General features: G+C 63.4%; 23 protein-coding genes. 12 read left to right on the top strand and 11 right to left on the bottom strand.

The window, feature by feature from the left end; all coding sequences use genetic code 11:
- Positions 1-101 precede the first annotated feature (101 nt).
- Entirely contained in the window at positions 102-1,403 is a 1,302-nt protein-coding gene (locus tag AC5ZGW_RS21540; RefSeq protein ID WP_130223646.1) for a glycoside hydrolase family 3 N-terminal domain-containing protein, read from the bottom strand.
- 186 nt (positions 1,404-1,589) lie between these two features.
- On the opposite strand from AC5ZGW_RS21540, the gene AC5ZGW_RS21535 reads away from it, so the two are divergent.
- Genes AC5ZGW_RS21535 through AC5ZGW_RS21525 form a run of 3 tightly spaced genes read left to right on the top strand, consistent with a single transcriptional unit; the run spans position 1,590 to position 5,394 of the window.
- Complete coding sequence (locus AC5ZGW_RS21535) at positions 1,590-3,080, top strand: DUF4153 domain-containing protein (RefSeq protein WP_130223648.1); 1,491 nt, start codon at positions 1,590-1,592, stop codon at positions 3,078-3,080.
- A 20-nt stretch (positions 3,081-3,100) separates the two neighbouring features.
- On the top strand, positions 3,101-3,805 hold the full coding sequence (locus AC5ZGW_RS21530; protein ID WP_130223650.1) for a response regulator transcription factor: 705 nt from the start codon (positions 3,101-3,103) through the stop codon (positions 3,803-3,805).
- Entirely contained in the window at positions 3,802-5,394 is a 1,593-nt protein-coding gene (locus tag AC5ZGW_RS21525) for a sensor histidine kinase (protein WP_130223652.1), read from the top strand. The genes AC5ZGW_RS21530 and AC5ZGW_RS21525 overlap by 4 nt, the downstream gene beginning before the upstream one ends.
- Positions 5,395-5,397: 3 nt before the next feature.
- On the opposite strand, the gene AC5ZGW_RS21520 is transcribed toward AC5ZGW_RS21525, so the two are convergent.
- Positions 5,398-6,630: an acetyl-CoA C-acetyltransferase gene (locus AC5ZGW_RS21520; RefSeq protein ID WP_130223654.1), complete on the bottom strand. Its 1,233-nt coding sequence runs from the start codon at positions 6,628-6,630 to the stop codon at positions 5,398-5,400.
- A 186-nt stretch (positions 6,631-6,816) separates the two neighbouring features.
- Here AC5ZGW_RS21520 and AC5ZGW_RS21515 point away from each other — a divergent pair, with 186 nt between their 5' ends.
- Genes AC5ZGW_RS21515 through AC5ZGW_RS21495 form a run of 5 tightly spaced genes read left to right on the top strand, consistent with a single transcriptional unit; the run spans position 6,817 to position 11,984 of the window.
- Positions 6,817-7,848 carry a TRAP transporter substrate-binding protein gene (locus AC5ZGW_RS21515; protein WP_130223656.1) on the top strand — a complete coding sequence of 344 codons (1,032 nt, stop codon included), beginning with the start codon at positions 6,817-6,819 and terminating at the stop codon, positions 7,846-7,848.
- A 16-nt stretch (positions 7,849-7,864) separates the two neighbouring features.
- The gene (locus AC5ZGW_RS21510) at positions 7,865-8,413 is read left to right on the top strand and encodes a TRAP transporter small permease (RefSeq protein ID WP_130223658.1); all 549 of its coding nucleotides are present in this window, start codon (positions 7,865-7,867) and stop codon (positions 8,411-8,413) included.
- A complete protein-coding gene (locus AC5ZGW_RS21505) occupies positions 8,410-9,699 on the top strand; it encodes a TRAP transporter large permease (protein ID WP_130223660.1) in 1,290 nt (429 codons plus the stop codon). The genes AC5ZGW_RS21510 and AC5ZGW_RS21505 overlap by 4 nt, the downstream gene beginning before the upstream one ends.
- A 24-nt stretch (positions 9,700-9,723) precedes the next feature.
- The gene (locus AC5ZGW_RS21500) at positions 9,724-10,761 is read left to right on the top strand and encodes a TRAP transporter substrate-binding protein (protein ID WP_130223662.1); all 1,038 of its coding nucleotides are present in this window, start codon (positions 9,724-9,726) and stop codon (positions 10,759-10,761) included.
- A complete protein-coding gene (locus tag AC5ZGW_RS21495) occupies positions 10,758-11,984 on the top strand; it encodes a CaiB/BaiF CoA transferase family protein (protein ID WP_283813244.1) in 1,227 nt (408 codons plus the stop codon). Before AC5ZGW_RS21500 ends, AC5ZGW_RS21495 begins: the two co-directional genes overlap by 4 nt.
- Before the next feature lie 93 nt (positions 11,985-12,077).
- Here the strand turns inward: AC5ZGW_RS21495 and AC5ZGW_RS21490 are convergent, their stop codons facing one another.
- The 9 genes from AC5ZGW_RS21490 to AC5ZGW_RS21450 form a co-directional block, all read right to left on the bottom strand.
- Positions 12,078-12,932: an HpcH/HpaI aldolase/citrate lyase family protein gene (locus AC5ZGW_RS21490; RefSeq protein ID WP_130223665.1), complete on the bottom strand. Its 855-nt coding sequence runs from the start codon at positions 12,930-12,932 to the stop codon at positions 12,078-12,080.
- A 4-nt stretch (positions 12,933-12,936) separates the two neighbouring features.
- The gene (locus tag AC5ZGW_RS21485) at positions 12,937-13,392 is read right to left on the bottom strand and encodes a MaoC family dehydratase (RefSeq protein WP_130223667.1); all 456 of its coding nucleotides are present in this window, start codon (positions 13,390-13,392) and stop codon (positions 12,937-12,939) included.
- Positions 13,392-14,168: an enoyl-CoA hydratase/isomerase family protein gene (locus AC5ZGW_RS21480; RefSeq protein WP_130223669.1), complete on the bottom strand. Its 777-nt coding sequence runs from the start codon at positions 14,166-14,168 to the stop codon at positions 13,392-13,394. Before AC5ZGW_RS21480 ends, AC5ZGW_RS21485 begins: the two co-directional genes overlap by 1 nt.
- The gene (locus AC5ZGW_RS21475; RefSeq protein ID WP_130223671.1) at positions 14,165-15,388 is read right to left on the bottom strand and encodes a CaiB/BaiF CoA transferase family protein; all 1,224 of its coding nucleotides are present in this window, start codon (positions 15,386-15,388) and stop codon (positions 14,165-14,167) included. Before AC5ZGW_RS21475 ends, AC5ZGW_RS21480 begins: the two co-directional genes overlap by 4 nt.
- A 25-nt stretch (positions 15,389-15,413) precedes the next feature.
- The gene (locus tag AC5ZGW_RS21470) at positions 15,414-16,130 is read right to left on the bottom strand and encodes an ABC transporter ATP-binding protein (protein ID WP_130223673.1); all 717 of its coding nucleotides are present in this window, start codon (positions 16,128-16,130) and stop codon (positions 15,414-15,416) included.
- Positions 16,127-16,885: an ABC transporter ATP-binding protein gene (locus AC5ZGW_RS21465; RefSeq protein ID WP_130223675.1), complete on the bottom strand. Its 759-nt coding sequence runs from the start codon at positions 16,883-16,885 to the stop codon at positions 16,127-16,129. Before AC5ZGW_RS21465 ends, AC5ZGW_RS21470 begins: the two co-directional genes overlap by 4 nt.
- Before the next feature lie 129 nt (positions 16,886-17,014).
- Entirely contained in the window at positions 17,015-18,049 is a 1,035-nt protein-coding gene (locus AC5ZGW_RS21460; protein ID WP_130223677.1) for a branched-chain amino acid ABC transporter permease, read from the bottom strand.
- On the bottom strand, positions 18,046-18,948 hold the full coding sequence (locus AC5ZGW_RS21455) for a branched-chain amino acid ABC transporter permease (protein ID WP_130223679.1): 903 nt from the start codon (positions 18,946-18,948) through the stop codon (positions 18,046-18,048). Before AC5ZGW_RS21455 ends, AC5ZGW_RS21460 begins: the two co-directional genes overlap by 4 nt.
- Positions 18,949-19,046: 98 nt before the next feature.
- Positions 19,047-20,306: an ABC transporter substrate-binding protein gene (locus tag AC5ZGW_RS21450; protein WP_130223681.1), complete on the bottom strand. Its 1,260-nt coding sequence runs from the start codon at positions 20,304-20,306 to the stop codon at positions 19,047-19,049.
- Positions 20,307-20,475: 169 nt separating this feature from the next.
- On the opposite strand from AC5ZGW_RS21450, the gene AC5ZGW_RS21445 reads away from it, so the two are divergent.
- Genes AC5ZGW_RS21445 through AC5ZGW_RS21430 form a run of 4 tightly spaced genes read left to right on the top strand, consistent with a single transcriptional unit; the run spans position 20,476 to position 25,321 of the window.
- On the top strand, positions 20,476-21,972 hold the full coding sequence (locus AC5ZGW_RS21445) for an AMP-binding protein (protein WP_130223683.1): 1,497 nt from the start codon (positions 20,476-20,478) through the stop codon (positions 21,970-21,972).
- Positions 21,969-22,628: a TetR/AcrR family transcriptional regulator gene (locus AC5ZGW_RS21440; RefSeq protein ID WP_130223685.1), complete on the top strand. Its 660-nt coding sequence runs from the start codon at positions 21,969-21,971 to the stop codon at positions 22,626-22,628. The genes AC5ZGW_RS21445 and AC5ZGW_RS21440 overlap by 4 nt, the downstream gene beginning before the upstream one ends.
- Positions 22,618-23,391, top strand: a complete 774-nt coding sequence (locus tag AC5ZGW_RS21435) for an SDR family NAD(P)-dependent oxidoreductase (RefSeq protein WP_165435064.1) — start codon at positions 22,618-22,620, stop codon at positions 23,389-23,391. The genes AC5ZGW_RS21440 and AC5ZGW_RS21435 overlap by 11 nt, the downstream gene beginning before the upstream one ends.
- A 10-nt stretch (positions 23,392-23,401) precedes the next feature.
- Positions 23,402-25,321, top strand: coding sequence for a flavin-containing monooxygenase (locus tag AC5ZGW_RS21430; protein ID WP_130223689.1), 1,920 nt, complete (start codon positions 23,402-23,404; stop codon positions 25,319-25,321).
- The last annotated feature ends 7 nt before the right edge of the window (positions 25,322-25,328 follow it).

Raw genomic sequence — 25,328 nt, 5'->3', positions numbered from 1 at the left:
GCGGCTCGATCGTTCATTTTTGAAAAAAGGCGGCGCAGTTTGCTCTCGCAGCATCTGGGCTTGTTCCGAGCATCCGCGTCGCCCGCGCCCCACGAGCGCCCTCAATCTCCTGGAAATGCGCGTCTCAAGCGCGCCTCGCTTTGGCGCAGCATGGCCGGGTCCAGCTTTCCCTGTCGGGACGCGTCCAGCGCGCAGGCAAAGATGCGATAGAACTGCGCGCCGTCGAATGCGACCAGGAGCATGTCGACGCCGGCATTCAGCGCCTCGACGACGGCATCGCAGACACTGTGCTGGTAGATCGCTCCCATCACCAGGTCATCCGTCATCACGATGCCCTGATAACTCCATTTGTTTCGAATGATCCCGTCGACGACGCGCTTTGAGTGCGAGGCCGCATGATCCGGGTCGATCGCGGTGAGAGTCACATGGCCGACCATGAGCTGCGCTTTTGAGTTCGCCGGCACCTCCCGGAACGGACGCCAGTCGGACGCTTCCAATTCGTCCGCTGATGTTCCGAGTTCCGCGCTGAAGTGATGGGTATCGGCGCGGACGCGGCCCAGCCCGGGAAAATGCTTGACGGTTGCCCCGACGCCGAACGCCTCGAGGCCGTGAACATACGCCTGCGCGATCTCGCCGACGATGGCGGGATCGGCTGAGATTGCGCGACGGCCGATCAGCGTATTGAAATCAAATCGATTAAGCCCAGCCTCGGGCCGCAGGTCGAGCACCGGGGCAAAATTGAGATTGACCCCGAGCGCTGCCAATTCCTGTCCGTGAATGCGGCCGAATTCTTCGGCCTTCGCCTTCCGTAGGTCCAGCGTCATTTCCACCAACGTAGCCAGCGCCGGCAGCTTGGTCAGTGGTGGCGACAGATGAGAAACGATGCCACCTTCCTGGTCGGCTGCGACGATCAAGGGCGGCAGCCCAGCGGCGCGCCGCTTGTCCTGAAGGGCTGCGATCTCGGCTTTCAACGCCTCCGCCGACTTTCGCCGCAGATTGTGCTTGCTGACATAGATGCCGCCGATCAACCCCTTCTCCGCCAGCACTGTCACCGCTGAGACCGACGAATAGCCGACCATGAAGTGCGGCCCAAGGCTGCGCACCTGCGCAGTATCGACCTGCAACACCTCGCGCTTGCGCAGCTCGAACGTAAGATGCGCGCCCAGCATCAGAAGCGGCGGCAGGCACCACAACAGGACCAGCAATCTTCGCGAAAACCCTCGCCGCCAGGAGCCGCGAAGCAGCAGGACAAGGACCACCACGCTGCTCGTGACCACGAGCACGATGTTTCCCGTTCCGCGCAGCACGGCGAGATAGGGCTCGTTCTTGTTGGCGGCGACAAGGGCGAACACCAACCCGGCGAACCAGAGCCCGATGATAACGACACGATTTCGAAATTTCATGGTTGGCGACGCCGCGTGTGAAACAACAGACCCCGCCCCTATCAAATGCACACACGCTTCGCGAGCACTTAATCACGTCTGCACGGAAACTGCACAAAACTCCTGAAGTCGTGCAGACGACCATTTCGAGATTTGCACAACGTCAGTTCAAGGTCCGCCGCGTTCGACATCCGCAAAGGAATTGACATGACAAGTCTCGCTTCGCCCGCCGCCGATATCCGACCCGTCCAAAGCTTGTCGCTGCCAGCCAAGCTCGCGATCGCGGTCGCGCTGGCTGCGCTTGCCGACTTGCTGTTCTACGGCGAGCAAGTCGGAATATCGGTTACTGTCTTCGCTGTTGCGCTGGCCTGCGGTTCGCTGCTTGCCAACATCGCCAAACTGGACAGGCGTCGAGTGATGCTCGGCGGCCTCCTCGTGATCGCCGGCCTCGTCCCGACCGTGGAGGAAGTCAATGCGGCATCACTTGCGATCATCTTGCTCGCGCTCGGAGCGGCCCTCTTGCTCACGACCAACCCTGGTCTCGCCGGCCTTGGCGAACGAGCGGCGGCGCTTTGCGACCTCTTCCTGGTCAATCCTTTCAGGTTCTTTGTGGACGCGCTCGGGATGTTCAATCTGCCGGCGCTGACCAGCGGCCTCATCCTGTGGTTCGTGCCCGCATTGCTTGGAACAGTTTTCGTCGCGTTGTTTGTCGCCGCCAACCCTGTGCTCGAAATATGGATCGGCCTGATCAACCCCAGCAACGCTGCTTCGGATCTAAACGTCGGACGGGCGCTGTTCTGGATCGTGGCGATATCCCTCGTCTGGCCGTTCATCCATGTCAGGTGGCGCCGCAAATCTGGCTCGGTCGCTGCCGCGGCCGAATCCCCCACGCCGGCCGCGGATACATCTTCCGATGTCGTCGATTTCCTCGGCGCACCAACCATCCTGCGCTCGCTGATCCTGTTCAATCTGCTGTTCGCGGTTCAGACGATCCTGGACGCGGTCTATCTCTGGGGCAATGCGGCGCTCCCGGCCGGCGTCACCTATGCCTCATATGCCCATCGCGGCGCCTATCCCCTGATCGTCACGGCCCTGCTGGCAGCGGGCTTCGTTCTCGTCGCAATTCGGCCTGGTGGTCCCGCCGAAGGGTCCAAGGTCATAAGACCCCTGGTCTATTTATGGGTGGCGCAGAACGTCCTGCTGGTCGCTTCCGCCATCTACCGGCTCGACCTCTATGTGCAGATCTATCTTCTGACCTATTGGCGCGTGGCTGCTTTCATCTGGATGCTGCTGGTCGCCGCCGGGCTTCTATTGATCGTCGCCCGCATCATGCTGGACCGTTCCAACGCCTGGCTGATAGCGGCAAACCTGGTCACGTTGACGGCCGTGCTCTATCTCTCCTCGCTCGTCAACTTCGCTGCGATCATTGCCGACTACAATGTCACCCACAGCCGGGACGCGTCCGGCAAGGGCCTGCAGGTCGATACAAACTACCTGGCTCAGCTCGGGCCGCAGGCGCTGCCCGCGATCGAGAAGGTCCTCCAGCTCCGCACGAGCGATCCGTGCCTTGTTTCCCGTCGGGATTCGCTTGTAGAACAGCAGCGGCAGGACATTGCGTCCTGGCGTTCCTGGGGTTTTCGAAGCTGGCGCCTGCAACGCTATCTCGACGGCGAACAGAAGAACAAAGTCACGGGTTGACGAGCGGGCTGGAGGGACGTTTGACGCACCGTATTCTTATCGTCGACGACGACCTGCACATCCGCGAGGTCATCCGCGTCGCCCTCAAGAAAGCCGGCATGAACGTGGTCGAGGCGCGCGACGGCAAGGAGGCGCTCGCCCGATTTGCAAGCGACCGGCCTGACCTGATCGTGCTCGACATCGGGATGCCAGAGCTGGACGGGCTCGACGTCTGCCGGGAAGTACGAAAGACTTCCGACGTACCTATCTTGTTCCTGTCGGCGCGCGACGATGAGATCGACCGCGTGCTGGGCCTCGAGATCGGCGGCGACGACTACGTGACAAAACCGTTCAGCCCGCGCGAGCTCGTCGCCCGCGTCAACGTCATCCTGCGGCGCATGAACCCTCGCGGCGGCGATGCCAAAGCCGGCAACACGGTTCTCACGCAAGGCAGACTGTCCGTCGATCCCGAGCAGCACGTCGCGTTGTTTGCCGGGATACCGCTCCGGCTGACGGCAATCGAGTTCGGAATCCTGCGTGCCTTCCTGACGCGGCCGACGGCCGTCTTCAACCGCGAGCAGCTCATGCGCGCGTCCTACCAGCTCAACGTCCAGGTGTCCGACCGCACCATCGACAGCCACATCCGCAACATCCGCGCCAAGCTTGCCGCGCTGAACTGCGACAACGTCATCGAGACCATTCACGGCGTCGGCTTCAAGCTCGGGCGATGCGAGCCGCAGGCATGAGCGGTCCGAATGCGCCTGACAAATGGCGGCCATCGCTCGGCCTGGTCATCTTCACCGTGCTGGCGACCGTCGCCATATTGCCCCTGGTCGGCCTGTTCTTCTTCCGCCTCTATGACAACCAGCTGATTCGCCAGACCCAGGCCGAGCTGATCGCGCAGAGCCGCGTGCTGGCGGCGATCTTCGCGCAGGAGGTACAGGCGCAGCTCACCAACGGGATTCCGCTCGGCGCCGAGATCCCGCCCGGCGTCTTGCCCGATCCTGGCGATCAGGTTACGCCGATCCGGCCCGCGCTCGATCTCACCGGCAATGATCTGTTGCGGCGGCGGCCCGCCGCCCTGCCCGCGGGCGCACCGGCCGACCAGGCCTATGTCGAGATCGGCGCGCGACTGCTGCCGATCGTCCGCGAGACGCAGAAGGTAACGCTTGCCGGATTCAGGATCCTCGATCCGCAAGGCGTCGTGATCGCGGGACGTCAGGAAGTCGGACAATCGCTCGCCCATATCGAGGAAATCGCCGCGGCGCTCCATGGCGAATATCGCGCCGCGCTGCGAATCCGCGTGCCGGACAAGCCCCCGCCGCCGATCTATTCCATCAGCCGCGGCGTCGGCGTGCACGTGTTTTCCGCGATGCCGGTGATCGTCAACAACCGCGTGGCCGGCGTGATCTATACGACCCGGACCCCGAGCAACATTTTCGACCATCTCTATCAGGAACGCGTCAAGTTCCTGCTTGCCGCCCTCGCCGTAATCCTAGCGACGATGGCGATCGGGCTGTTTTTCTCTCGCACCATCACCCAGCCCATGCACGAACTGATCGGCCGCGCCGCGCGCATCGGCAAAGGCGATCGCACCGCGTTCCGTCCGTTGCGGCACTACGGCACGCGCGAATTCGCACAGCTCTCGCATAGCTTCTTCGGCATGGCCGAACAATTGGCGCGGCGTTCGGACTACATCGCGACGTTCTCGGCACATCTCACGCACGAGCTGAAATCGCCGCTCACCTCGATCAAGGGCGCGGCGGAGCTGCTCTTGGATTCTCTGGACGACAAATCGGACGGCCTGACCCGTTCCGAGCAGAAGACCTTCGTGTCGAACATTCTCGGCGATACCGAGCGCCTCGAAGCGATGGCCCAGCGCTTGCGCGAACTGGCGCGCGCCGAAACCGTGCCGCAGAACGAGCGCACCGAACTCGCGTCCGTGATCAGTGATCTCAAGGGCCGGTTCCCGGCTTGCGTTGTCACGGCGGCCGGCAGTCTCGCCCGGCCGATCGGGATATCCGGCGAAAAGGCGCTGATCGTCCTCTCACACCTTGCCGACAACGCCGTGCGGCACAACGCCAGGAATATACGGCTCGACGCCGTGGACGAGCATGCGGCCGTCAGGCTGGTCGTGGGCAATGATGGTGATCCGATCTCGGAAGCCAACCGCGAACGGATCTTCGACGCCTTCTTCACCACCCGCCGCGATGCCGGCGGCACCGGGATGGGGCTTGCGATCGTGCGCGCCGTGATGACAAGTCACGGCGGCTCGATCCGACTGCTGCCGACCAGTGAAGGCGTGACCTTCGAGCTTAGGTTTCCCGCCGCTTGAACCTCACACCCGCTCGATGATGATCGCAGGCGCCATGCCGCCGGCGGCACACATCGTCACCAGACCACGCTTGAGGTCACGCCGCTCCAATTCATCCAGCACCGTGCCGATCAGGATCGAGCCGGTGGCGCCGATGGGATGACCGAGCGCGATGGCGCCGCCATTGACGTTGACCTTCTCGCGATCCAGCTTGAGATCGCGGATAAACTTCTCCGCGACCACGGCAAAGGCTTCGTTGATCTCGAACAGGTCGATATCGTCAAGCGTCAGTCCGGCCTTGGCCAGCACCTTGCGCGCCGCCGGCACTGGCGCGTTCAGCATCAGGGTCGGCGAGTCCCCCATATTGGCCATCGCGACCACGCGCGCTCGCGGCTTCAGGCCGTGCTTCCTGGCGTAGTCGGGCGACGCCAGCAGGATCGCCGCTGAGCCATCGACCACGCCGGACGAATTTCCCGCGTGATGGACAAAGTCGATGTCGAGATCGGGATACTTTTCCAGGATCAGCTTGCGATAGGTCGTACCCTTGTCGTCGAGCGCGTAATCGGCGATCGCGGTGAAAGCCGGCTTCAGCGCTGCGAGCCCCTCCAGCGTGGTCTGCGGCCGCGGGTATTCCTCCTTGTCGAGCGCGAGCGTGCCATCCTCGCGATAGACTGGAACCAGGCTCTTGTCGAAATGGCCGCTCTTGATCGCGGCCGCCGCCCGCTTCTGGCTCTCCAGCCCGAGCGCATCGACATCCTGCCGCGTGATGCCCTCGAGCGTCGCCACCGCGTCGGCGCAAACACCCTGGTGCGATTGCGGATGCCTTGCGCGCAGGCGGAGATTGCCGGCGTCCATCATGAATGGCCCCTCGCCGCGCCGTCCCTCCATCGACATCACCTCGGTGCCGCCGGCGATCACCAGATCCTCGGAGCCGGACATGATCGAAGCGGCGGCCATGTTGACGCTGGTGATGCCGGAACCGCAGAAGCGATCGAGCGTGACGCCGCTCGCCTTCACGTCGTAGCCGGCATCGAGCGCCGACATGCGGCCGAGATCGCCGCTCTGCGCGCCGCGCTGGGAACTGGTGCCCCAGATGATGTCGTCGACATCTGCGGTATCGATGCCGGTGCGATCGGCCAGCGCGCGCAGCACGGTGGCGCCGAGCTGCTGCGGATGGATGCCTGACAGCGCGCCCTTGCCTGCCTTGCCGATGCCTCGCGGCGTCCTGCATGCATCGATGATCAGCGCGTCAACCATGGTGTGTTCCTCACGATATTGGTTCGGCGCATTTGCAGCCGATCATCCGCCAAAGTCAATTCGCGCCCGCGCAAGCCGCGCTTTCCGGTTGTGGCGCTTTGCTGCTTCAGCTTTCGCGCCGTTCTTGACGATCAATTTCGTTTATGCGCAGCTAGCTCCAACAACAATACGTCCCAGGGAGGATACATGGTCGCGATCGGGCGGACCCTTGTCGGCTGCGCTTTTTTGGCTGCATCGACAGTTCTGGCGCAGGCCGCCGAACCGCTTCACCTGCGGGTGGCGGATTCGTTTCCGAAGGGCCACTATCTCGTCAAGCTCGTCCTCGAGCCCTGGATGGAGGAGGTCAAGAAGCGCACCAACAACGCGGTGACCTTCGACCACTATCCGGCGCAGCAGCTCGGCAAGGCCGCCGACATGCTGAAGCTGACGCAGACCGGTGTTGCCGACATTGGCTATGTCGCGCCTTCCTATGTCTCGGACAAGATGCCCGTGTCCGAAGTCGCGATGCTGCCGGGCGCGTTCGAGCACTCCTGCCAGGGGACGCTGGCCTATTGGAAGCTCGCGCGGAACGGCGTCATTGCGCAGCAGGATTATACCTCCAACAATATCCGCCTGCTGCTTGCGGTCAGCCTGCCGCAATATCGCATTTTCACCGTCAAGCAGCCGGTCAAGGATGTCGGCGACGTCGCCGGCTTGAAACTGCGTTCCACCGGCGGTGCGCAGGATCTTACGCTGCGCGCGATTGGCGCCGTGCCGGTGCGCATGGCAGCGCCCGATGCCTATGAATCGCTGTCGCGGGGCACCATGGACGGGCTGTTGTTCCCGCTAGAAAGCGTGGTCGCCTATGGCGCCGACAAGCTCGTGAAATACTCGACCGACGGAATAGGCTTTGCCAGTTTCATCGTCGCCTATTCGATCAGCGAAACCGTCTGGAAGAAGCTGTCGCCCGAGGTGCAAAAGGCGATGGTCGATGTCGCCGAGGAGATCATTCCCTCCGCCTGCCAGCAGGTCCAGAAATCAGACGACGAGACCAAGAAATCGATGGAAGCCACAGGCGTCAAGTTCGAGACCTTGTCACCTGACGCCAATGCGAAATTCAAGGACCTCATGAAGGGCGTCGCCAAGACCTGGTCGGAAGGCCTCGACGCGCGCGGCAAGCGCGGCAGCGACGCCCTGAAGGAGTTCGACGCGGCAGTGGCGGCCATTCCGGCCAAGTGAACTCGGGGAGCTAATTTTGCTCGACGGAATATTGAAGACACTGGGGACGATCGAGAAGATCGCCTCCACCGTGGCGGCGGTGTTCATGTTCGCCATCATGATCATCGTGTTCGGCGATGTCATCATGCGCTACGCGTTCAACAAGCCCTTCTCCTGGGCCTATGACCTGATCTCGCTCTATCTGATGGCGGGCATCTTCTTCCTGGTGCTGTCGGAAGCCTATGCCAGCCACGCCCATGTCAGCGTCGATATCCTGCAGCAGAAGTTTTCGCCGGCGATGATCCGCGTCTCCGAGATCGTCACCTGCATCGTCGGCATCGTCGTGTTTTCCCTGATCGCCTATCTCGGCTTCCTGCGTGCCGTCGACAGCTTCCAGTCAGCCGACGTCATGGCAGGCGCCATTCCGTGGCCGATGTGGCCATCGATCGCGCTCGTTCCGTTCGGGGCCGGGCTGATCACGCTGCGCCTTGCGCTGCACCTGATCGGTCACCTCCTCTCGCTGGCCACCGGCCGCGCCCTGATCGCGCTGCCGTCATCGCACACGACGGGGGAGACTTTCGAATGATCCCGACCCTTGCGATGGTCGTGCTGTTCGTGCTGCTCGCGATCGGCACGCCGGTTGGCTTTGCCATGGCCGGCTCGGGCGTGCTCGGCCTCTATCTGATCGGCGGCATGCCGATGCTGTCGGGCATCCTGCAGACGGCGCCGCTATCGGCGGTGACGTCCTATGAACTCATCACCATCCCGATGTTCCTGTTGATGGCGGAATTCGTGCTGGTCAGCGGCATCGCCGACGATCTGTTCAAGGCGACCGCCGCCTGGGTCGGACGGGTTCCAGGCGGGCTCGGCATGGCGACCGCGCTCGCCGGCGCCGGCTTCGGCGCGATCTGCGGCACCAGCACAGCATCCGCCGCGACGCTGTCGGCAACCAGCCTGCCCGCAATGCTGAAGCAGGGATACGAGCCGAAGATGGCCGCCGGTGTGGTGGCGATCTCGGGCACGCTCGCGATGCTGATTCCGCCGTCGGTGGCGCTGGTGATCTACGGCCTGCTCGCGGAAGTGAATATCGGCGCACTCCTGATCGGCGGCGTGATCCCCGGGATCCTCGTCACCTTCACCATCATGGCGACGGTGTGGTTCCTGGCTTGGCAGGATCCGTCGCGCGCGCCGTCAGCGCCATCAGTCTCGCTCGCGGAAAAATTCCGCATGCTGCGGGTGGTCGGCCCGATGCTACTGCTGTTCGGCATGGTGACGGGCGTGATCTATACCGGCGTCGCCACGCCGACTGAAGCTTCCGCGCTCGGCGCCTTCGGCGCTTTCGTCCTCGCGCTCTGGAAGGGCAAGATCAACTGGAAGAGCCTGCGGGCCGCGCTGCTGCGCTCGGCGCACGGCACCTGCATGATCGCGATGATCCTGTTTGGCGCCTCGATCTTCGGCTATTTCTTTACGCTGACGCAGGTGACGCAGAATTTGGTCGCCTGGGTCGGCGGCCTGCAGGTGCCGCCCTGGCTGATCCTCACCATCATCCTGTTCGGCTATATCGTGCTCGGCTCCTTTATGGACCAGATCGCGATCCTGGTCCTGACGGTGCCGATCGTGCTGCCGCTGATCAAGTCGCTCGGCTACGATCCGCTCTGGTTCGGCGTCATCAAGATCGTCACCGCCGAGGTTGGCATGATCACGCCGCCGGTCGGGCTGAACTGTTTCGTCGTGGCCCGCTATTCGGGACGGCCGGTCGCCGAGGTGTTTCACGGCGTCTTGCCGCATTTCATCGCCCATCTGATCGCGATCGCGATCCTGGTGATCTGGCCGATGATCATCCTGTGGCTGCCGATGAAGATGGGCTACTGACACAACAAAAGGAGAGGAAACAAAATGAAGGTTCGTCTGCAGAGACGCTTCGTCCTTGCTGCACTGACGATCGCCGCCGCGACGTCTCCAAGCCTCGCTCAAGAAAAGATCACGCTGCGCCTCGCCGACAGTCTTCCCAACGGCCACGTCATCCATGAGCTCGTGGGCAAGCCGTACTCCGAGCTTGTGACCAAGATGACCAACGGCCAGGTCACCTTCCAGCACTTCCCCGCGGAGCAGCTCGGCAAGGCCAAGGACATGGCGCAGCTCACCGTCGCCGGCGTCGCTGACGTTTCCTATGTGGTGCCGTCCTATTCATCAGATAAATATCCGCTGACCGCGGTCGCCGAGCTGCCCGGCATCTTCGAGACGGAATGCCAGGGGTCGATCGCATTCTACAAGGTCTCCCACAATGGCGGCATCCTGGAGACCAAGGAATTCGCGCCGAACCAGCTCCGCCCGCTGGTGACGATCGCGTTGCCTGCCTATCAGATCCAGCTCGCCAACAGCCGCGAGATCAAGACCGCAAAGGACCTGGAGGGCCTGAAGATCCGCACCACCGGCGGCGCGATGGACCTGATGACGCGCTCGATCGGCGCCGTTCCGGTGCGGATGGCAGCGCCTGAGATCTATGAATCGCTCACCCGCGGCACGCTCGACGGCTTGATCTTCTCCTACCAGAGCTCGGTGTCCTACGATTTCGGCAAGATCCTGAAATCCGGCACCGAAGGGCTCAACTTCGGCACCGCGATCTTCACCTATTCGATGGGCGAAGCCAAGTTCCGCTCGTTGCCTGAGAACGTCCGCAAAGCACTGGTTGACGCCGGCGAACAGACCACGCGCGAAGGCTGCAAGCGCTTCGAGGACGGCGAGAAGGCCGCAACCGAGAAGATCAAGTCGCAGGGCATGAAGGTCATCAACTTCGGCGCTGATGACAAGAAACAGTTCGACACCGCCTTCAAGGCCGTCGCCGAGGACTGGGTGAAGGACATCAACAAGCGCGGCAAGCCGGGCACCGAGGTGTTCAAGGCCTTCACCGAAGCTTTGGCTGCAGGCCGTTGACCCGCCGCGCTCAAGCCGGCGCGGCGAAGCCGGCGGGTCCCCTCGCCGGCTTCAAGGTGATCGATCTCACCAGCGTCATGATGGGGCCCTACGCGACCATGATCCTTGGCGACTACGGCGCCGACGTGATCAAGGTCGAAAGCCCCGACGGCGACGTCATGCGCCATGCCGCGCCGATGCGCCATCCCGGAATGGGCGCGATGTACCTGCAGGGCAACCGCAACAAGCGCTCCATCGTGCTCGATCTGAAGACGCCGAGCGGGCGTGAGGCGCTGTTGCGCCTGGCATCGACAGCCGATGTTTTCGTCCACAACGTCCGGCCGGCCGCAATGGCGCGGCTCAAGCTCGGCGCCGATGACCTGCTCGCGATCAATCCGCGGCTGGTCTATGCGAGCCTGCACGGCTTCGGCGAGACCGGCCCCTATGCCGGACGGCCCGCCTATGACGATCTGATCCAGGGATTGACGGCGTTGCCGGCGCTGACCGGCAAGATCACCGGCGAACCGCGCTACTCGCCGGCCACGATGGCCGACCGCATCGTCGGCCTGAATGCCACCCATGCGATCCTCGCCGCCCTGATCCATCGCGACCGTACCGGCGAAGGTCAGGCGATCGAAATCCCGATGTTCGAGACCATGGCGCAGTTCGTGCTCGGCGATCACATGGCCGGCCGCAGCTTCGAGCCGCCGATCGGGCCGCCCGGCTATTCGCGATTGCTCTCGCCGGACCGCCGTCCTTACCAGACCAGCGATGGCTATATCTGCGCGCTGGTCTATTCCGACAAGCAATGGAACGCCTTCTTCCGCCAAATCGGCCTTGAGAACGAAACCGATCGCGATCCTCGATTGAACGGCATCTCGGCGCGTACCCGCAACTATGATTTCGTCTACGACTGGTTTTCAAAGGTGATGAAGACCCGCAGCACCGCCGAATGGATGAACCTGTTCGAAGAGGCCGACATTCCGCATGCCCCGCTGCACGATCTCGACAGCCTGATCGACGATCCCCATCTCGCCGCGGTCGGGCTCATCCAATCCATCGAGCATCCGACCGAAGGAACGCTCCACGTCGCCGGCCCCGCCGCGACCTGGAGCAAGACCCCGCCCTCGATCCGCCGTCATCCGCCGCAACTCGGCGAGCACGGCGAGGAAATCCTGCGCGAAGCAGGATTCACGGAAGACGAGATAGCGCGGCTTACCGCCGAGGGAGCGCTGATCAACTGAGATTCGCGGCTCTGTAGCCCGGGTGAAGCGCAGCGCAACCCGGGGTTCTTTCTGACCCCGGATTGCGCTGCGCTCCATCCGGCTACGGCTGCATCACCCCCGCCGCAGCGCCAGAATCTTCTCGGCGGCGCGCAGATGCGGCTTGTCCACCATCTTGCCATCCATCTTCACCACACCGGAGGCGTTTCCCGCGAATGCGGCGACGACGCGCTCCGACCACGCGATCTCCTCGTCCGTCGGCATGAAGGCGGCATTGACGACGTCGACATGCTTTGGATGGATGACCGCCTTTGCCAGGAAACCATCCTGCCGCGCCGTGATGCATTCCTCCCGCAGCGCGTCCAGATCGTTGATGTCGGTCGCGATCGTATCGATGGCGACGACGCCGGCGGCGGCCGCGCTGATCAGGCAGAGATCGCGCGCCAGCCGGAACGGGCTGTGAAAGCGGTTACCGGTACGGTTACGTGACGCCCCCAGAGACGCGGCGAGGTCCTCGGCGCCCCACATCATGCCCCATAGCCGCGGGCTCATATTCTCGAAGTCGAGCAATTTCAGCACCGCGCTCGCCGTCTCGGTCGCAACCGTCACGATGCGCGTCGAACCCTGCGCGATTCCGGATGCCGCCTCGAACGCATCGAGGTAAAGCGCGAGCTTGTTGACGTCGGCGGCCCCTGCACATTTCGGCAGGACGATGCCGTCAGGCTTCGCTGGCATGACGGCCGCGAGATCGCCCAGCGTCATGTCGGTGTCGAGCGCGTTAACGCGGACATACATCTTCTGATCCGGATTGCGCGAATTCAGCATCTCGCGCGTGATGCCGCGCGCCGCCTCTTTCTGCTCGGGCGCAATGGAATCCTCGAGATCAAGGATCAAGGCATCCGCCGCCGTTTTCTTCGCGCTTTCGAATTTCCGGACGCTGTCGCCGGGAACAAACAGGAACGAACGCATCGCCTCACGCTTTCGGTTTGCAGAGCATCAGCCCGGTACGGCGGCAGCTCGCCACCACCTCGCCGCGCTGGTTGGTCATGGTGTGCTCGAACTCCACGAGCCCCTGGGTCGGCCGCGACTTGCTCGGGCGCTTCGAGACGATCTTGGTGTGCGCCCGCAGCGTATCGCCATGAAACACCGGCTTCGGAAATTTCACGTCGGTCATGCCCAAATTGCCGGCAGTGGTGCCAAGCGTCGTATCATACACGCTCATGCCGATCATGATGCCGAGGGTATAGAGGCTGTTGAACAGCCGCTGGCCATATTCGGTCTTCTCGGCGAAATGAGCATCGAGATGCAGCGGCTGCGGGTTCATGGTCAACAGACTGAACATCGTATTGTCCATCTCGGTTACGGTCCGGCTGAATTCATGATGGAATTCCCGCCCGACCTCGAATTCCTCGAAATATAGTCCTGCCATCAGCGTCCCCGATAGTTTGGCGTCCGCTTCTCGACGAACGCGTGCAACCCTTCCTGACAATCTTCCGTCGTCGCGACAAGCGAAAAACTCTCGGCCGCGTTCTCGATCGCGCGGCGGTAATCCGCATCCACCGCGCGCATGAAGGCATCGCGGCCGATCTTCATCACGATCGGCGACTTGGCGGCGAGCTTTCGGGCGACCTCGCGGGCGCGATCGAGCGCGGTCCCCTTCGGCACGATTTCGCTCAAAAGGCCCATGCGGAACGCGGTCGCCGCATCGAACGGCTCGCCGAGAAACAGCGGTCCGAACGCCTGGTGCTTTCCGACCAGCCGCGGCAAATGCACGAAGTGCAGCGCCGGTATCAGCCCGACGTCAATCTCCGGATAGCCGAACGTAGAGCCGTCGCCGGCAATGATCATGTCGCAGGATATGGCAATGGTCATGCCGCCGGCGCGCGCGGCGCCATCGATGGCCGCAATCGTCGGCTTGCCCATTCGATACTGGACATCGTTGAGGGCGAAGTAGAGCCGTTCGAGAAAGCCCTTGATCTCGATCGCCGGCTTGCCGCGCACGATGTCGAGATCGAGCCCGGCACAAAACACCTTGTGAGCGCTGCCGATGATCACGGCGCGCACCGCTGGATCGTCCTTGGCCGTCTTCAATGCAGCCAATAGCGCATCGATCAAGGACAGGCTCAGCGCGTTGACCGGCGGGCGATCCAGCATGATCTCGGCAATGCCGTCGGCAATCGAGTAGCCGACGAGTTTGTGGCTCATGATGCACCACCTCCGTTTGGCTGCGACTGACGCACCGCGCCGGCCGCGATCGACTCATCGATGACAGCACTGTCGAAGCCAGCCTCTCTCAGGACCTCGACGCTGTCCTGTCCGATGTCCGGCGCCGGACGCAAATCGTCCTCCGAACGACTCGCGATTCCCGGCGTCCGCGGCGTGTAGACCGGGCCGACGCCGGGCGTGTCCTGGCACACCGCGGCCTTGGTCGCCTCAACGTGGGCATTCCTCAGCCATTCGCCGGGATTGTGGATGCGCTCCGCGATGATATCGGCCGCATGCAGGCGCGTCAGCCACGCCTCGGCCGTTTGGGCGAGAAAGACCTCCCGTAACTGCGGGATCAGCGCGTCGGCCGAATCCGCCCGCCTGGCGAAATCGGCAAAGCGCGGATCGGTAGCAAGGTCTTCGCGTCCGATCGTCGTACACAGCCGCTTGTACTGCGCTTCGTTCACCAGCGTGACCATCATCCAGCCGTCCTTGGCCTGGTAGGTGCCGGCCGGCACGTTGAGCGCGCGCGGTGCGCCGCCCTCTAGAATGAACTCCGCAACCTTGTGGCCCAGCAGCGCCGCCGTCGACTGGCAGAGATTGACGTCGATCCAGCGCCCCGTGCCCACGGTCGCGCGCGCGAACAGCGTGGTGGCGATGGCCTGGAAGGCGTAGACGCCGGTGACGACGTCGGAGAGCGTCGTGCCGACCCGGTGCGGCGTGCCGTCGGCGCCGACATTGACCGAGACCAGACCCGAAAACGCCTGCGCCACCGAATCCGATCCGGGACGTTTCGCGTAAGGCCCGGCTTGCCCGAAGCCGCTGACCGAGAGATAGATCAGGCCGGGATTGTCGCGTGACAGCGATTCATAACCAAGCCCGAGCCGCGCGGCCACGCCAGGCCTGAAGCCTTCGATCAGGACGTCGGCTTGTCTTGCGAGCTGCTGGGCAATCGCGATCCCATCCTTGTGCTTCAGGTCGAGGCACAGGCTGCGCTTGCCGCGGTTATAGACCGCCGACAGCGTGGTTTGATTGCCGTAGGTCGTCCCGAGATAGCGCGACCAGTCGCCCTCGGGCGGCTCGACCTTGATGACATCGGCGCCATAGACGCCAAGCAGCATCGCGCAATAGGGCGACGCAATGCCCTGTCCGAAATCGAGCACGCGAAGGCCGCGATAGGGCGCCTCGTGCGTCGGCGCCAGCCTGCTTTCAACCGCCATTCATCCTCCCCATGGGGGCTGAAGGCTACAGCGCCAGATAGCGTTGCCGAATGTTGTCGTTGGCCTTCAGCTCTTCGATGGAAGATGTGTAGACGATTTGGCCCTTGTCGATAACCGTCGCGTGGCTCGCAAGGCCAAGGCAAAAATGCATGTTTTGCTCGGCGATCAACACCGTGGCGCCGGTCGCGCGGAGCTGCCGCAAGAGTTCGCCGATCCGTTGCACGATGATCGGCGCCAGCCCCTCGCTCGGCTCGTCCAATAGCAGCAGCGCCGGGTTGCCCATCAGCGTCCGCGCAATCGCCAGCATCTGCTGTTCGCCGCCGGACAGCCGTCCCGCGATCCGGGTGCGGAGCGGCTCGAGCAGCGGGAACACGTCATAGATGCGCCGGATCGACCATTCGTCCTCGCCGTTCGGCCCCTTCTTCTGGCCGATGACGAGATTGTCTTCCACCGTGTGCTCCGGGAATATCTGGCGGTCCTCCGGAACAAAGCCGAGCCCAGCGCGCGCAATACGATGCGGTCTCATCCCTGAGACAGTCCTGCCGTTCAGCGTCACCTTGCCGCGACGCGCCGGGGCCAGCCCCATGATCGCCTTCATCGTGGTGGACTTGCCAGCGCCGTTGCGGCCGAGCAGCGCCATGGTCTCGCCCTGCCGCACCGACAGGCCGACGCCGAACAGGATCTGGCTGGTGCCATAGCAGACGTCGAGGTCCTCGACCTGCACGACTGGCAAAGCGCTCATGTCACGGCCTCGGCATGTTCCTCGGTGCCGAGATAAGCCTCGATCACCGCTTCGTTGCGCCTGATGGCGTCAGGCGTGCCGGTCGCGAGAATGCGGCCGTAGCAGAGCACGACGATCCTCGGCGCGATCTTGAACACGATGTCCATGTCGTGCTCGATGAAGACGACCGTGATCTTCTGCGTCTCCCATAGCTCCCGGACCTTGTCGATCATCCGCCAGCGCTCTTCAGTGCCCATTCCGGCGGTCGGCTCGTCCAGCAGCAGCACCTTTGGGTCCAGCACCAGCGCCAGCGCGATATCCAGCAGCTTCTGGTCGCCATGCGACAGCGTCGCGGCCGTGCGGTGGCGCTTGTTGGCAAGGCCGAGCAATTCCATCGCGTGCTCGGCGCGATCCCGCGTCTCCGCGAGCGGGAAACGCCGGTGCAGCACGGTCGAGCGGCGCTGATCCGCGCAGACGGCGGCGAGCATGGTCTCCTGCACGGTGAGCGAAGGAAAGATGCTCGCGACCTGGAACGCCCGCCCGATGCCGTGCCGCACGATGTCGGGTGGCGACTTGCCGGCAAGATCGACGCCATCGAGCAGGACCTGGCCGGAGTCCGGCCTGAGCGCGCCCGTGATCAGGTTGAAGAACGTGCTCTTGCCGGCACCGTTCGGACCGATCACGGCCGTCAGCGAGCCGTCGGTGAAGTCCAGCGAAACGTTGTCCGTCGCTTTCACCCCGCCGAACGACTTTGAGAGCCCGCGGATGTCAAGCATGCGCAAGTCCTGGGTTCGATCGTCTTGCACCGTCATTCCGGGATGGTCCGCTAGGACCAGACCCGGAATCTCGAGATTCCGGGTTCGCGCTGCGCGCGCCCCGGAATGACGGCAAGTGGATGGGAAACATCATTGGCCGCGCTCCCCTGGCCCGTCGCGCCGCTGCGCATACCATTCAAGCACATAATCCATCAGGCCCTTGCGCAGGCCGATGGCGAAGAACAGGATCACGACGCCGAGCACGATGCCATGATATTCCGTGTAGCGGGTGACGGTATCGTTGAGGATCAGCAGCAGCACCGTGCCGACCATCGGCCCCAGGAACGTGGTGACGCCGCCGAGCATGTTGATGAAGATGCCCTCGCCCGAAATCGTCCAGTAGGCGAATTCGGGATAGGCGCCGGAGACGAACAGCGCCATCACCATGCCGCCGGTGGACGCAAACAGCGCCGCCAGCACGAAGATGGTCAGCTTGGCGCGCCAGACATCGATGCCGATGAAGCTGGCGCGCCGCGCATTGTCGCGGATCATGCGCAGCGTATAGCCGAACGGCGATTGCGCGATCTGGCGCATCAGAAGCAGGCCGAGCACCAGCAGCGCGCAGCTTGTGATGTAGAGATGCACATGATTGGCAAGATCGATGCCGAAAAAAACCGGCCGTGGGATGCCGCCGCGCAAGCCCTGGTCGCCGCCGGTCAGCGACGCCCAGGTCAGGATCGTCGAGTGGATCAGCATCTGGAACGCCAGCGTGACGAACGCGAAGTAGATCTCCTTCAGCCGCACGCAGATCGCACCGATGATCGCAGCGAAAACGGCGGTGATCGCGAGCGTCGCCACAAAAGCCACCGGTATCGGCACGCCGGTGCGCTGCATCAGCAGGCCGAAGCCATAGGCGCCGAGACCGAAGAACATGCCGTGCCCGAACGAGATCATGCCGGTATAGCCGACGAGCAGATTGAGCGACGTCGCGAACAGGCCGAACGCTGAACAGCGGATCACGAAATCGAGCAGCGCCTTGCTGCCGAAGAAGAATGGCAGCGCCGCCAGCACCGCAAAGGCGACCAGCGCAATCAGAATGTCGCGATAACGCGAGCGGAACGAGCGCGTTTCGATGCGCGGCGTAGTCAAGGTCTCCGACGCGCGATCAGCCTGCAGCTCGGTCATGCGACCTCCTTGCCGAACAGGCCGGTCGGCCGTGACACCAGGACGATCACCATGAACAGGTACATCAGGCCTTCGGTGAACAGGGGAAAGCCGAGCGAGCCGAACGAGCGGATCAGGCCGATGAGCAGAGCTCCGATCAACGCGCCCAGGATCGAGCCCATGCCGCCGATCACGGTAACGATGAAGGATTCGATCAGCACCGAAAATCCCATTCCCGGCGTCAGCGAGCGCACCGGCGCCGCCAGTGCGCCGGCAAGCCCAGCGAGCATGCCGCCGAGCGCGAACACGCCGCCATAGAGCAGTCCGGTATTGATGCCGAGCGCCGACACCATGCCCGGATTGTGGGCGGCCGCGCGGATCACCTTGCCGATCCGGGTGCGGGCAAGCCCAAGGCCAAGCACCAAGGCGGCGGCCAATGCGACCCCGATCAGCAGCAGGTAATAGGGCGGCACGACGCCGCCGGCGATGAACAGCGGCGGCACCTGGAACGCCGACGGCATGCCCATCGACTTGAATTCAGGTCCCCAGATCATGCGCACGACGTCGTCGAAGATCAGCACGAAGGCGTAGCAGACCAGCAATTGCATCAGCACGTCGGCGCCATAGACGCGGCTCATGAACACGCGCTCGAAGATCAGGCCCAGGAGCGCCGTGCCCGCCGCGCCGCACAGCATCGCGAGCGCAAAGCTGTCGGAAATCTGGTACGCAGTCATCGCGAAATAGGCGCCGAACATATAGAAGGCGCCATGGCTGAAATTGACCACCTTGAGCACGCCGAAGATCAGCGTCAGCCCGACGGCGACGAGAAACAGCAGCATACCGATAATGAGGCCGCTGGTGGTTTGCGTCACCAGGCAGGCCGGACTGGCGAGGCAGCCAGCGAGCGCGTCTATATCCAATGCAGTATTTCCATCTCAGCGCGCCGAAACCGTCGGCGCGCAACTCGCCAAACGTGACGTATGTGGAAGCGGGCCGCCCGCCTCCACTCACAGGCCGGTCAGGTGTAGCCCTTGCTCTTCTTCCACTCGGCTTCGAGCTCGAAGATGGTCTTCCAGTCGCCGGCCTTCACCTCCGGCACATAAGGTTCCTGCGGGATCGTGGTGCCCCAGCCGATGGCGTAGCCGACCAGAGTGTTGTCCTCCGCGCGCATCGTCACGGTGCCGTCGGCGCCGAACGGGCATTTGATCGTCAGCCCGCGCAGCGCTTCCGCGACCTTCTTGCCGTCGGTGGAGTTGGCTTTTTTCACCGCCTCGGTGAGCAGCATCACCGCAGTCGCGTTCTGCCACGACCAGTTGGTCGGGTACTCGTTGTACTTCGCCCGGTAGGCGTCGCCCCACGCGGCATTCTCCGGCGTCTTCGGGAATGTCTTGATGTAGCGGTTGCCGGAGTGAATGCCCTTCGGCAGGTTCTTCACCACCGTGAGCGCCGTGTAGTCAGCCATGTTGACGGCGAACACTTCCATTTGCGTGAACAGCGCGTAGATGTTGGCCTGGTCGATATAGGACGTCAGATCGCCGCCCCACAGGCACGAATACAGCGCCTGCGGCTTGGCCTGCAGGATCTTCGTCACCACTTCGGTGTAGTCAGGCTGGAACAGCTTTGGCCATGACTCGCTGATGATCTCGACATCGGGCGCAAAGCGCTTGAGATAGAGCGCGAATTCGCCGGTAGTATCGCGTCCATAGGCATAGTCCGGCGAGCAGGTCGCCCATTTCTTCAGGCCCTTGGCCTTCGCGATTGCGGCCGCATAGCTGCCGCCGATGATCGAATCATGAATGCCCTGCCGGACGCAGCGGAACGCGTTCGGAATGTGCTGCTTCGGATCCGCGGTCAGCGAGGAGGCTTCCGAGCAGGTGTGGATGCAGAGCACGCCGAGGTCGCGCGCCACTTCGTGCACCGCGAATGATCCGGACGAGGCCTCGCCGTCGAACAGCATCTCGCAGCCGTCGGTGTTGACGAGTTCGCGCGCGACGCGGGCTGCTTCCTGCGGCTGGCCCTTGGAGTCGCGGATCACCATCTCGATCTGCCGGCCAGCCAGGCCGCCCGCGGCGTTGACCTTCTCGACCTCCAGCAGCACGGCATTGCGCGAGGACGTGCCGAGCTGCGCGACGCGGCCCGACAAAATCGTCGGCATGCCGATCTTGATGGTCTTGGCTTGCGCTCGCGCCACCCATGGCGCAGCGATCGTCACCGCACCGGCGCCCATCAGCGCCAGAGTCGCACGGCGGCTGAGGCCCGGTTGACGGGTTCTCTTCATTCTCCCCTCCCAGTCGGGTTGTCGTTCCCTATTCCCTTGCCGGAGATCATCTCGTCTCCGTGGACACAAGGATTTCAGAGCAAGGGGGGTGACGTCAAGCCAAAGATGAATTACGAGTCACAGTTCATCGGGGAAGGAAACGAGGCCGAAACGGCCCTTTGAGCGGCAGATGATCAACCTTTCGAGCTTCATCGCCTTTCATGCCAAACGGACGCCGCATCGGTCTGCGCTGAAATATCGCGGCGTGGACATTTGCTACGGCAACTTCGACGAGCGCATCCGCCGGGTGGCCGGGTGGCTCGCCTCTCGCGGCATCGGTCCCGACGACGTCGTGGCGGTGCTGATGAAGAACAGCGCCGCCTTTCTCGAACTGGTGTTTGCCACCAGCCATATCGGCGCGGTGTTCCTGCCGATCAACTATCGGCTCTCCGCCGATGAGGTCGGCTACATCGTCGGCAATGCCGGCGCGCGCATCCTGATCGCGGATCAAGAGCTTGCCGCAACCGCGGCGGGCCATGCGCCAATCGTATTGCTGGATGAAGCCGCGCAATCGACTGCCACGCAGTTCGCCGGCGACATCGCGCCCGCGCCTATGCATGTCCGCCGACCGCAGGACCTGATGCGGCTGATGTACACGTCAGGCACGACCGACCGCCCCAAGGGCGTGATGCTCAGTTACGAGAACATGTACTGGAAGTCGGCCGACCAGACGCTGGTGCTCGGCCTCAATGCGGATACGCGCCTGCTTGTCGTCGGCCCGCTCTATCACGTCGGCGCCCTCGATTTGCCTGGAATCGGTGTGCTGTGGCACGGCGGCATGCTCTCGGTCCATCGCGACTTCAAGCCCGAACAGGCGCTCGCTGCGATCGCAGCGGAGAAGCTGAACGCGGCGTGGCTCGCCCCTGTGATGACGACCGCGATCCTCACTTGCCCCACCCGTGACCGTTACGATGTCTCAAGTCTCGCATGGGCGATCGGCGGCGGCGAGAAAACGCCGGAGGTGCGCATCCGCGCCTTCTCCGACTGTTTCAAGAATGCCCGCTACATCGACGCCTATGGTCTGACCGAGACCGTCGGCGGTGACACCTTCATGGAGCCGGGCCGCGAGATCGAGAAGATCGGCTCGACCGGACGCGCCATCGCCCATGTCGAGGTCGAGATCCGTGATGACCAGGGCAATCCTCTCCCCGCGGGCGAGAACGGCGAGATCTGTCTGCGCGGACCGAAGGTCACGAAAGGATATTGGCGGGATCCGGAGAAGACTGCAGCCGCCTTCTTCGGCGACTGGTTCCGCACCGGCGATGTCGGCTATCTCGACGAGGAGGGCTTCCTCTATCTCACTGACCGCAAGAAGGACCTGATCATTTCCGGCGGCGAGAACATCGCCTCCTCCGAGGTCGAGCGCGTCATCTATGAAATGCCCGAGGTCCGCGAGGTCGCCGTCATCGGCGCGCGCGATGAGCGCTGGGGCGAGAAGCCGGTCGCAATCGTCGTGCTGGCGGAAGGCGCTGCGCTCGATCTGCCTGCCCTCACTGACTACTGCCGCACCCGCCTTGCCAGCTTCAAAGTGCCGAAACAACTGATCATCCGCGACAGCCTGCCGCGCAACCCTTCCGGCAAGGTGCTCAAGCGCGTGCTGCGCGCTGAACTGGAGACCACCGCATGACCCAAGCACCGCACGCCGCTCCCATCAAGATCCCCAAGCTGAACCGGGTCGAGCGCAACGCCTGGACCAAGCAAAAGATCTTCGACGCCGCGACCAAGGTGGTCGGCAAATATGGTTACGCCGAAGCCTCCGTTGCCCGCATCACCGAGGAAGCCGGCGTCGCGCAAGGCACCTTCTACAATCATTTCGAGAACCGGCAGGAACTGCTCGAGCAGCTCCTGCCGAAGATCGGACTGGACATGGTGCGCTTCATCCACGCGCGCACCGGCACCCCGCATACGGCGCGGCAGGAGATCGAGCGCTTTTCCGCCTTCTTCGATTTCATCCTCGAAGTGCCGGAGTTCCTGCGCATCCTCAACGAGGCCGAGTTCTTTGCGCCGATCGGCTACCAGAAGCATTTCGACAATATCTCGACTGCCTATGTGCGCATCCTACGCCGCGCTCGGCAGGCCGGTGAGATCATCGATTTCAGCGACGAGGAGTTCGAGGCCATCGTGCAGATTCTGATGGGCGCGCGCGGCTATCTCAGCCGCCGCTATTCCTACACCGACGGCAAGGTTACCGCCCCGCCCGATCATGTGATCTCGGCCTATCGGAAGCTTGTGACCCGCGGCCTATTCAACAAAGCAAGTCAGGAAAATGGCCATGACCGCTGATGGCTTCGTTCTCGTCACCGGCGGCAGCCGCGGCATCGGCGCCGCCACCGCCACGCTGCTTGCCGACCAGGGCCAGCGCGTCGTCATCGTCGACATCGCGCCGGAACCGCTGGTCGGGACCGATGCGATCCTCTGGCCCGCGCCGTTCGATGTCGCGAGCGAAGCGACCGTCACCGCCGGCGTTGCCGACATCGAGGCCGCGCATGGGCCGATCACCGGCCTTGTCAATGCCGCCGGCGTGTTCGGCAAGATGCATCGGATCGAGCGGGTGCGGATGGAGCAATGGGACCGCGAGGTCAACATCGACCTGCGCGGCACGTTTCTGGTCGCCCGCAGCGTCGGCGTGCGGATGGCCGCGCGGCGAAACGGCGCCATTGTCAATGTCGCCTCAGTCGCCGGCATGACCTCGGGCCCGATCCACGCCTATACCGCGGCGAAAGCCGGCGTCATCCAGATCACGCAGACGCTTGCCGCCGAATGGGGCCGAGTCGGCGTGCGCGTCAACGCGGTGTCGCCAGGCTTCACCCGCACGGCGATGCTGGAAGCCGGCATCGCCTCGGGCGCGCTCGACAAGGAACTGCTGTCGCGGCCATCTGCCATGAACCGGCTGGTCGAGCCGTTCGAGGTGGCGCAGGCGATTGCCTGGCTGCTTTCACCAAAGAGCAGCGGCGTCACTGGCATCAACCTGCCTGTCGATGCCGGCTTTATCGCGGGGTCAACATGGACCGCCTATGGCGGATTACCGGAAGCACCGGAAGCGTGAGGACAACAGCATGAACATCGAAATGCCGCGCAAGAAACTCGACCTGGCTTCCGCGATCGCTGAAGGCGACATCCGCGTGCTGTTGATGGTGCTCGTGCACATGACTGGCGATGAGCGCTGGCTGGAACCGCCGTACAAGCCTAAGCGCGACGTGCGCCTGATCCCCGATCCGGACGCCGGCGTGCCGAAAGAAATTCAGGACGAAATCCGCGCCGCGGTCCTGAAGCTCTATGAGAACGGCGAGCCCAAGCCTGTTATCACCGATCCCGGCAACGAATTGATGCTGAAGATGATGAGCGCGACGCTCGGCGAGCCCGTTGCGCCGGAATATGCGCCGCTGATGCGCGAGGAAATGGGTTTCATCCCGCGCGATGCGCGCTGGACCAAACGTCCATCGGGCGAGAAGCTCGCCGAGCAGCACGTCCTGATCGTCGGCGCCGGCGTCTGCGCGATTGCGCTCGGCGTCGCGCTGGACCGGCTCGGCATCCCCTATACCATCGTCGAGAAAGAGGACGAGATCGGCGGCACCTGGTACGTCAACCGCTATCCCGGTTGCGGCGTCGATACCCCGAACCACTCCTATTCCTTCTCGTTCGGCGAGCGGAACCAGTGGACGCGTTATTTCGCGCCGCGCCAGGAACTGCTCGACTATCTCTTGAAGGTGGTGCGCGAACACGGCATCCGACGCCATGTCCGTCTCACGACCGAGCTGATCGCCTCGCGCTGGGACGAGACCAAGCGGCGCTGGATTTCCACCCTCAAGACCGAGAACGGCGAAGAGACCTTCGAGTCGACGGCGTTGGTCAGCGCGATCGGCCAGCTCAACGACCCCGCCCCGGCCCATTTCAAGGGCGAGCAAGATTTCCAGGGCCTCGCCGTGCATTCGGCGCTGTGGTCCGACGATATCAATCTCGACGGCAAGCGCGTCGCCGTGATCGGCACCGGCGCCACCGCGATGCAGCTCGTGCCCGCCATCGCCGATCGCGTATCGTCGGTCACGGTCTATCAGCGCACGGCGCAATGGGCACGCCCAGTCAAAGGTTACTCCGACCCGATCACCGAAGGCGCGCGATGGCTGCTCGCGCATTTGCCCTTCTATGTGCAGTGGTACCGCTTCAACATGTTCTGGCGCTATGGCGACGGCCTGCTGCCATTCCTGCGCAAGGATCCGAACTGGCCGCATCCGGCGCGCGCCGTCAACAAGGGCAACGACCGGCACCGGCAGGAGCTGACGGATTTCATCCTGTCCGAGCTCAAGGATCGCCCCGACCTGATCGAAAAATGCGTGCCGACCTATCCGCCCTATGGCAAGCGCATCCTGCTCGACAACAACTGGTTCAAGACGCTGACCAAGCCGAATGTCGAGCTGGTCACCGACCCGATCGATCATTTTGCGCGCGATGGCATCGTCACCGCAGACGGCAAGCAGCGTGCGCACGACATCATCGTCATCTCAACCGGCTTCAGGGTTTCGGAGATGGCGGCGCGGCTCAACATCATCGGGCGCGGCGGCAACAATCTCAGGGATGTCTGGGCCAACGACAACCCGACGGCCTATCTCGGCTTGACCGTGCCAAACTTCCCAAACTTGTTCCTGATGCTGGGCCCGAACTCAGGACCTGCGCATGGCGGCAGCGTGATTTTCCAGTCGGAATGCCAGAGCCGCTACATCTCGGCTTGCCTGGTCGAGATGATCGAGAAAGGCATTGCCGCCATCGATGTCAGTCAGGAAGCCCATGATCAATATGTCCGCAAGGTCGATGCCGAACATGAGCAGTTGATCTGGACCCATCCGGGCATGACGACCTATTATCGCAACAGCCGGGGCCGCGTGTTCTCGGCCATGCCCTGGCGCTTCGTCGACTATTGGGGGATGACCCACGATCCCGATCTGAGCCAGTATCGACAAACGAAACGTGCAGACGCATGAGCGCCAC

It is taken from the genome of Bradyrhizobium sp. Crot121, from assembly GCF_059512385.1.
The sequence above is the reverse complement of the archived record's forward strand: the minus strand, read 5'-3'. Positions and strand labels throughout refer to the sequence as shown.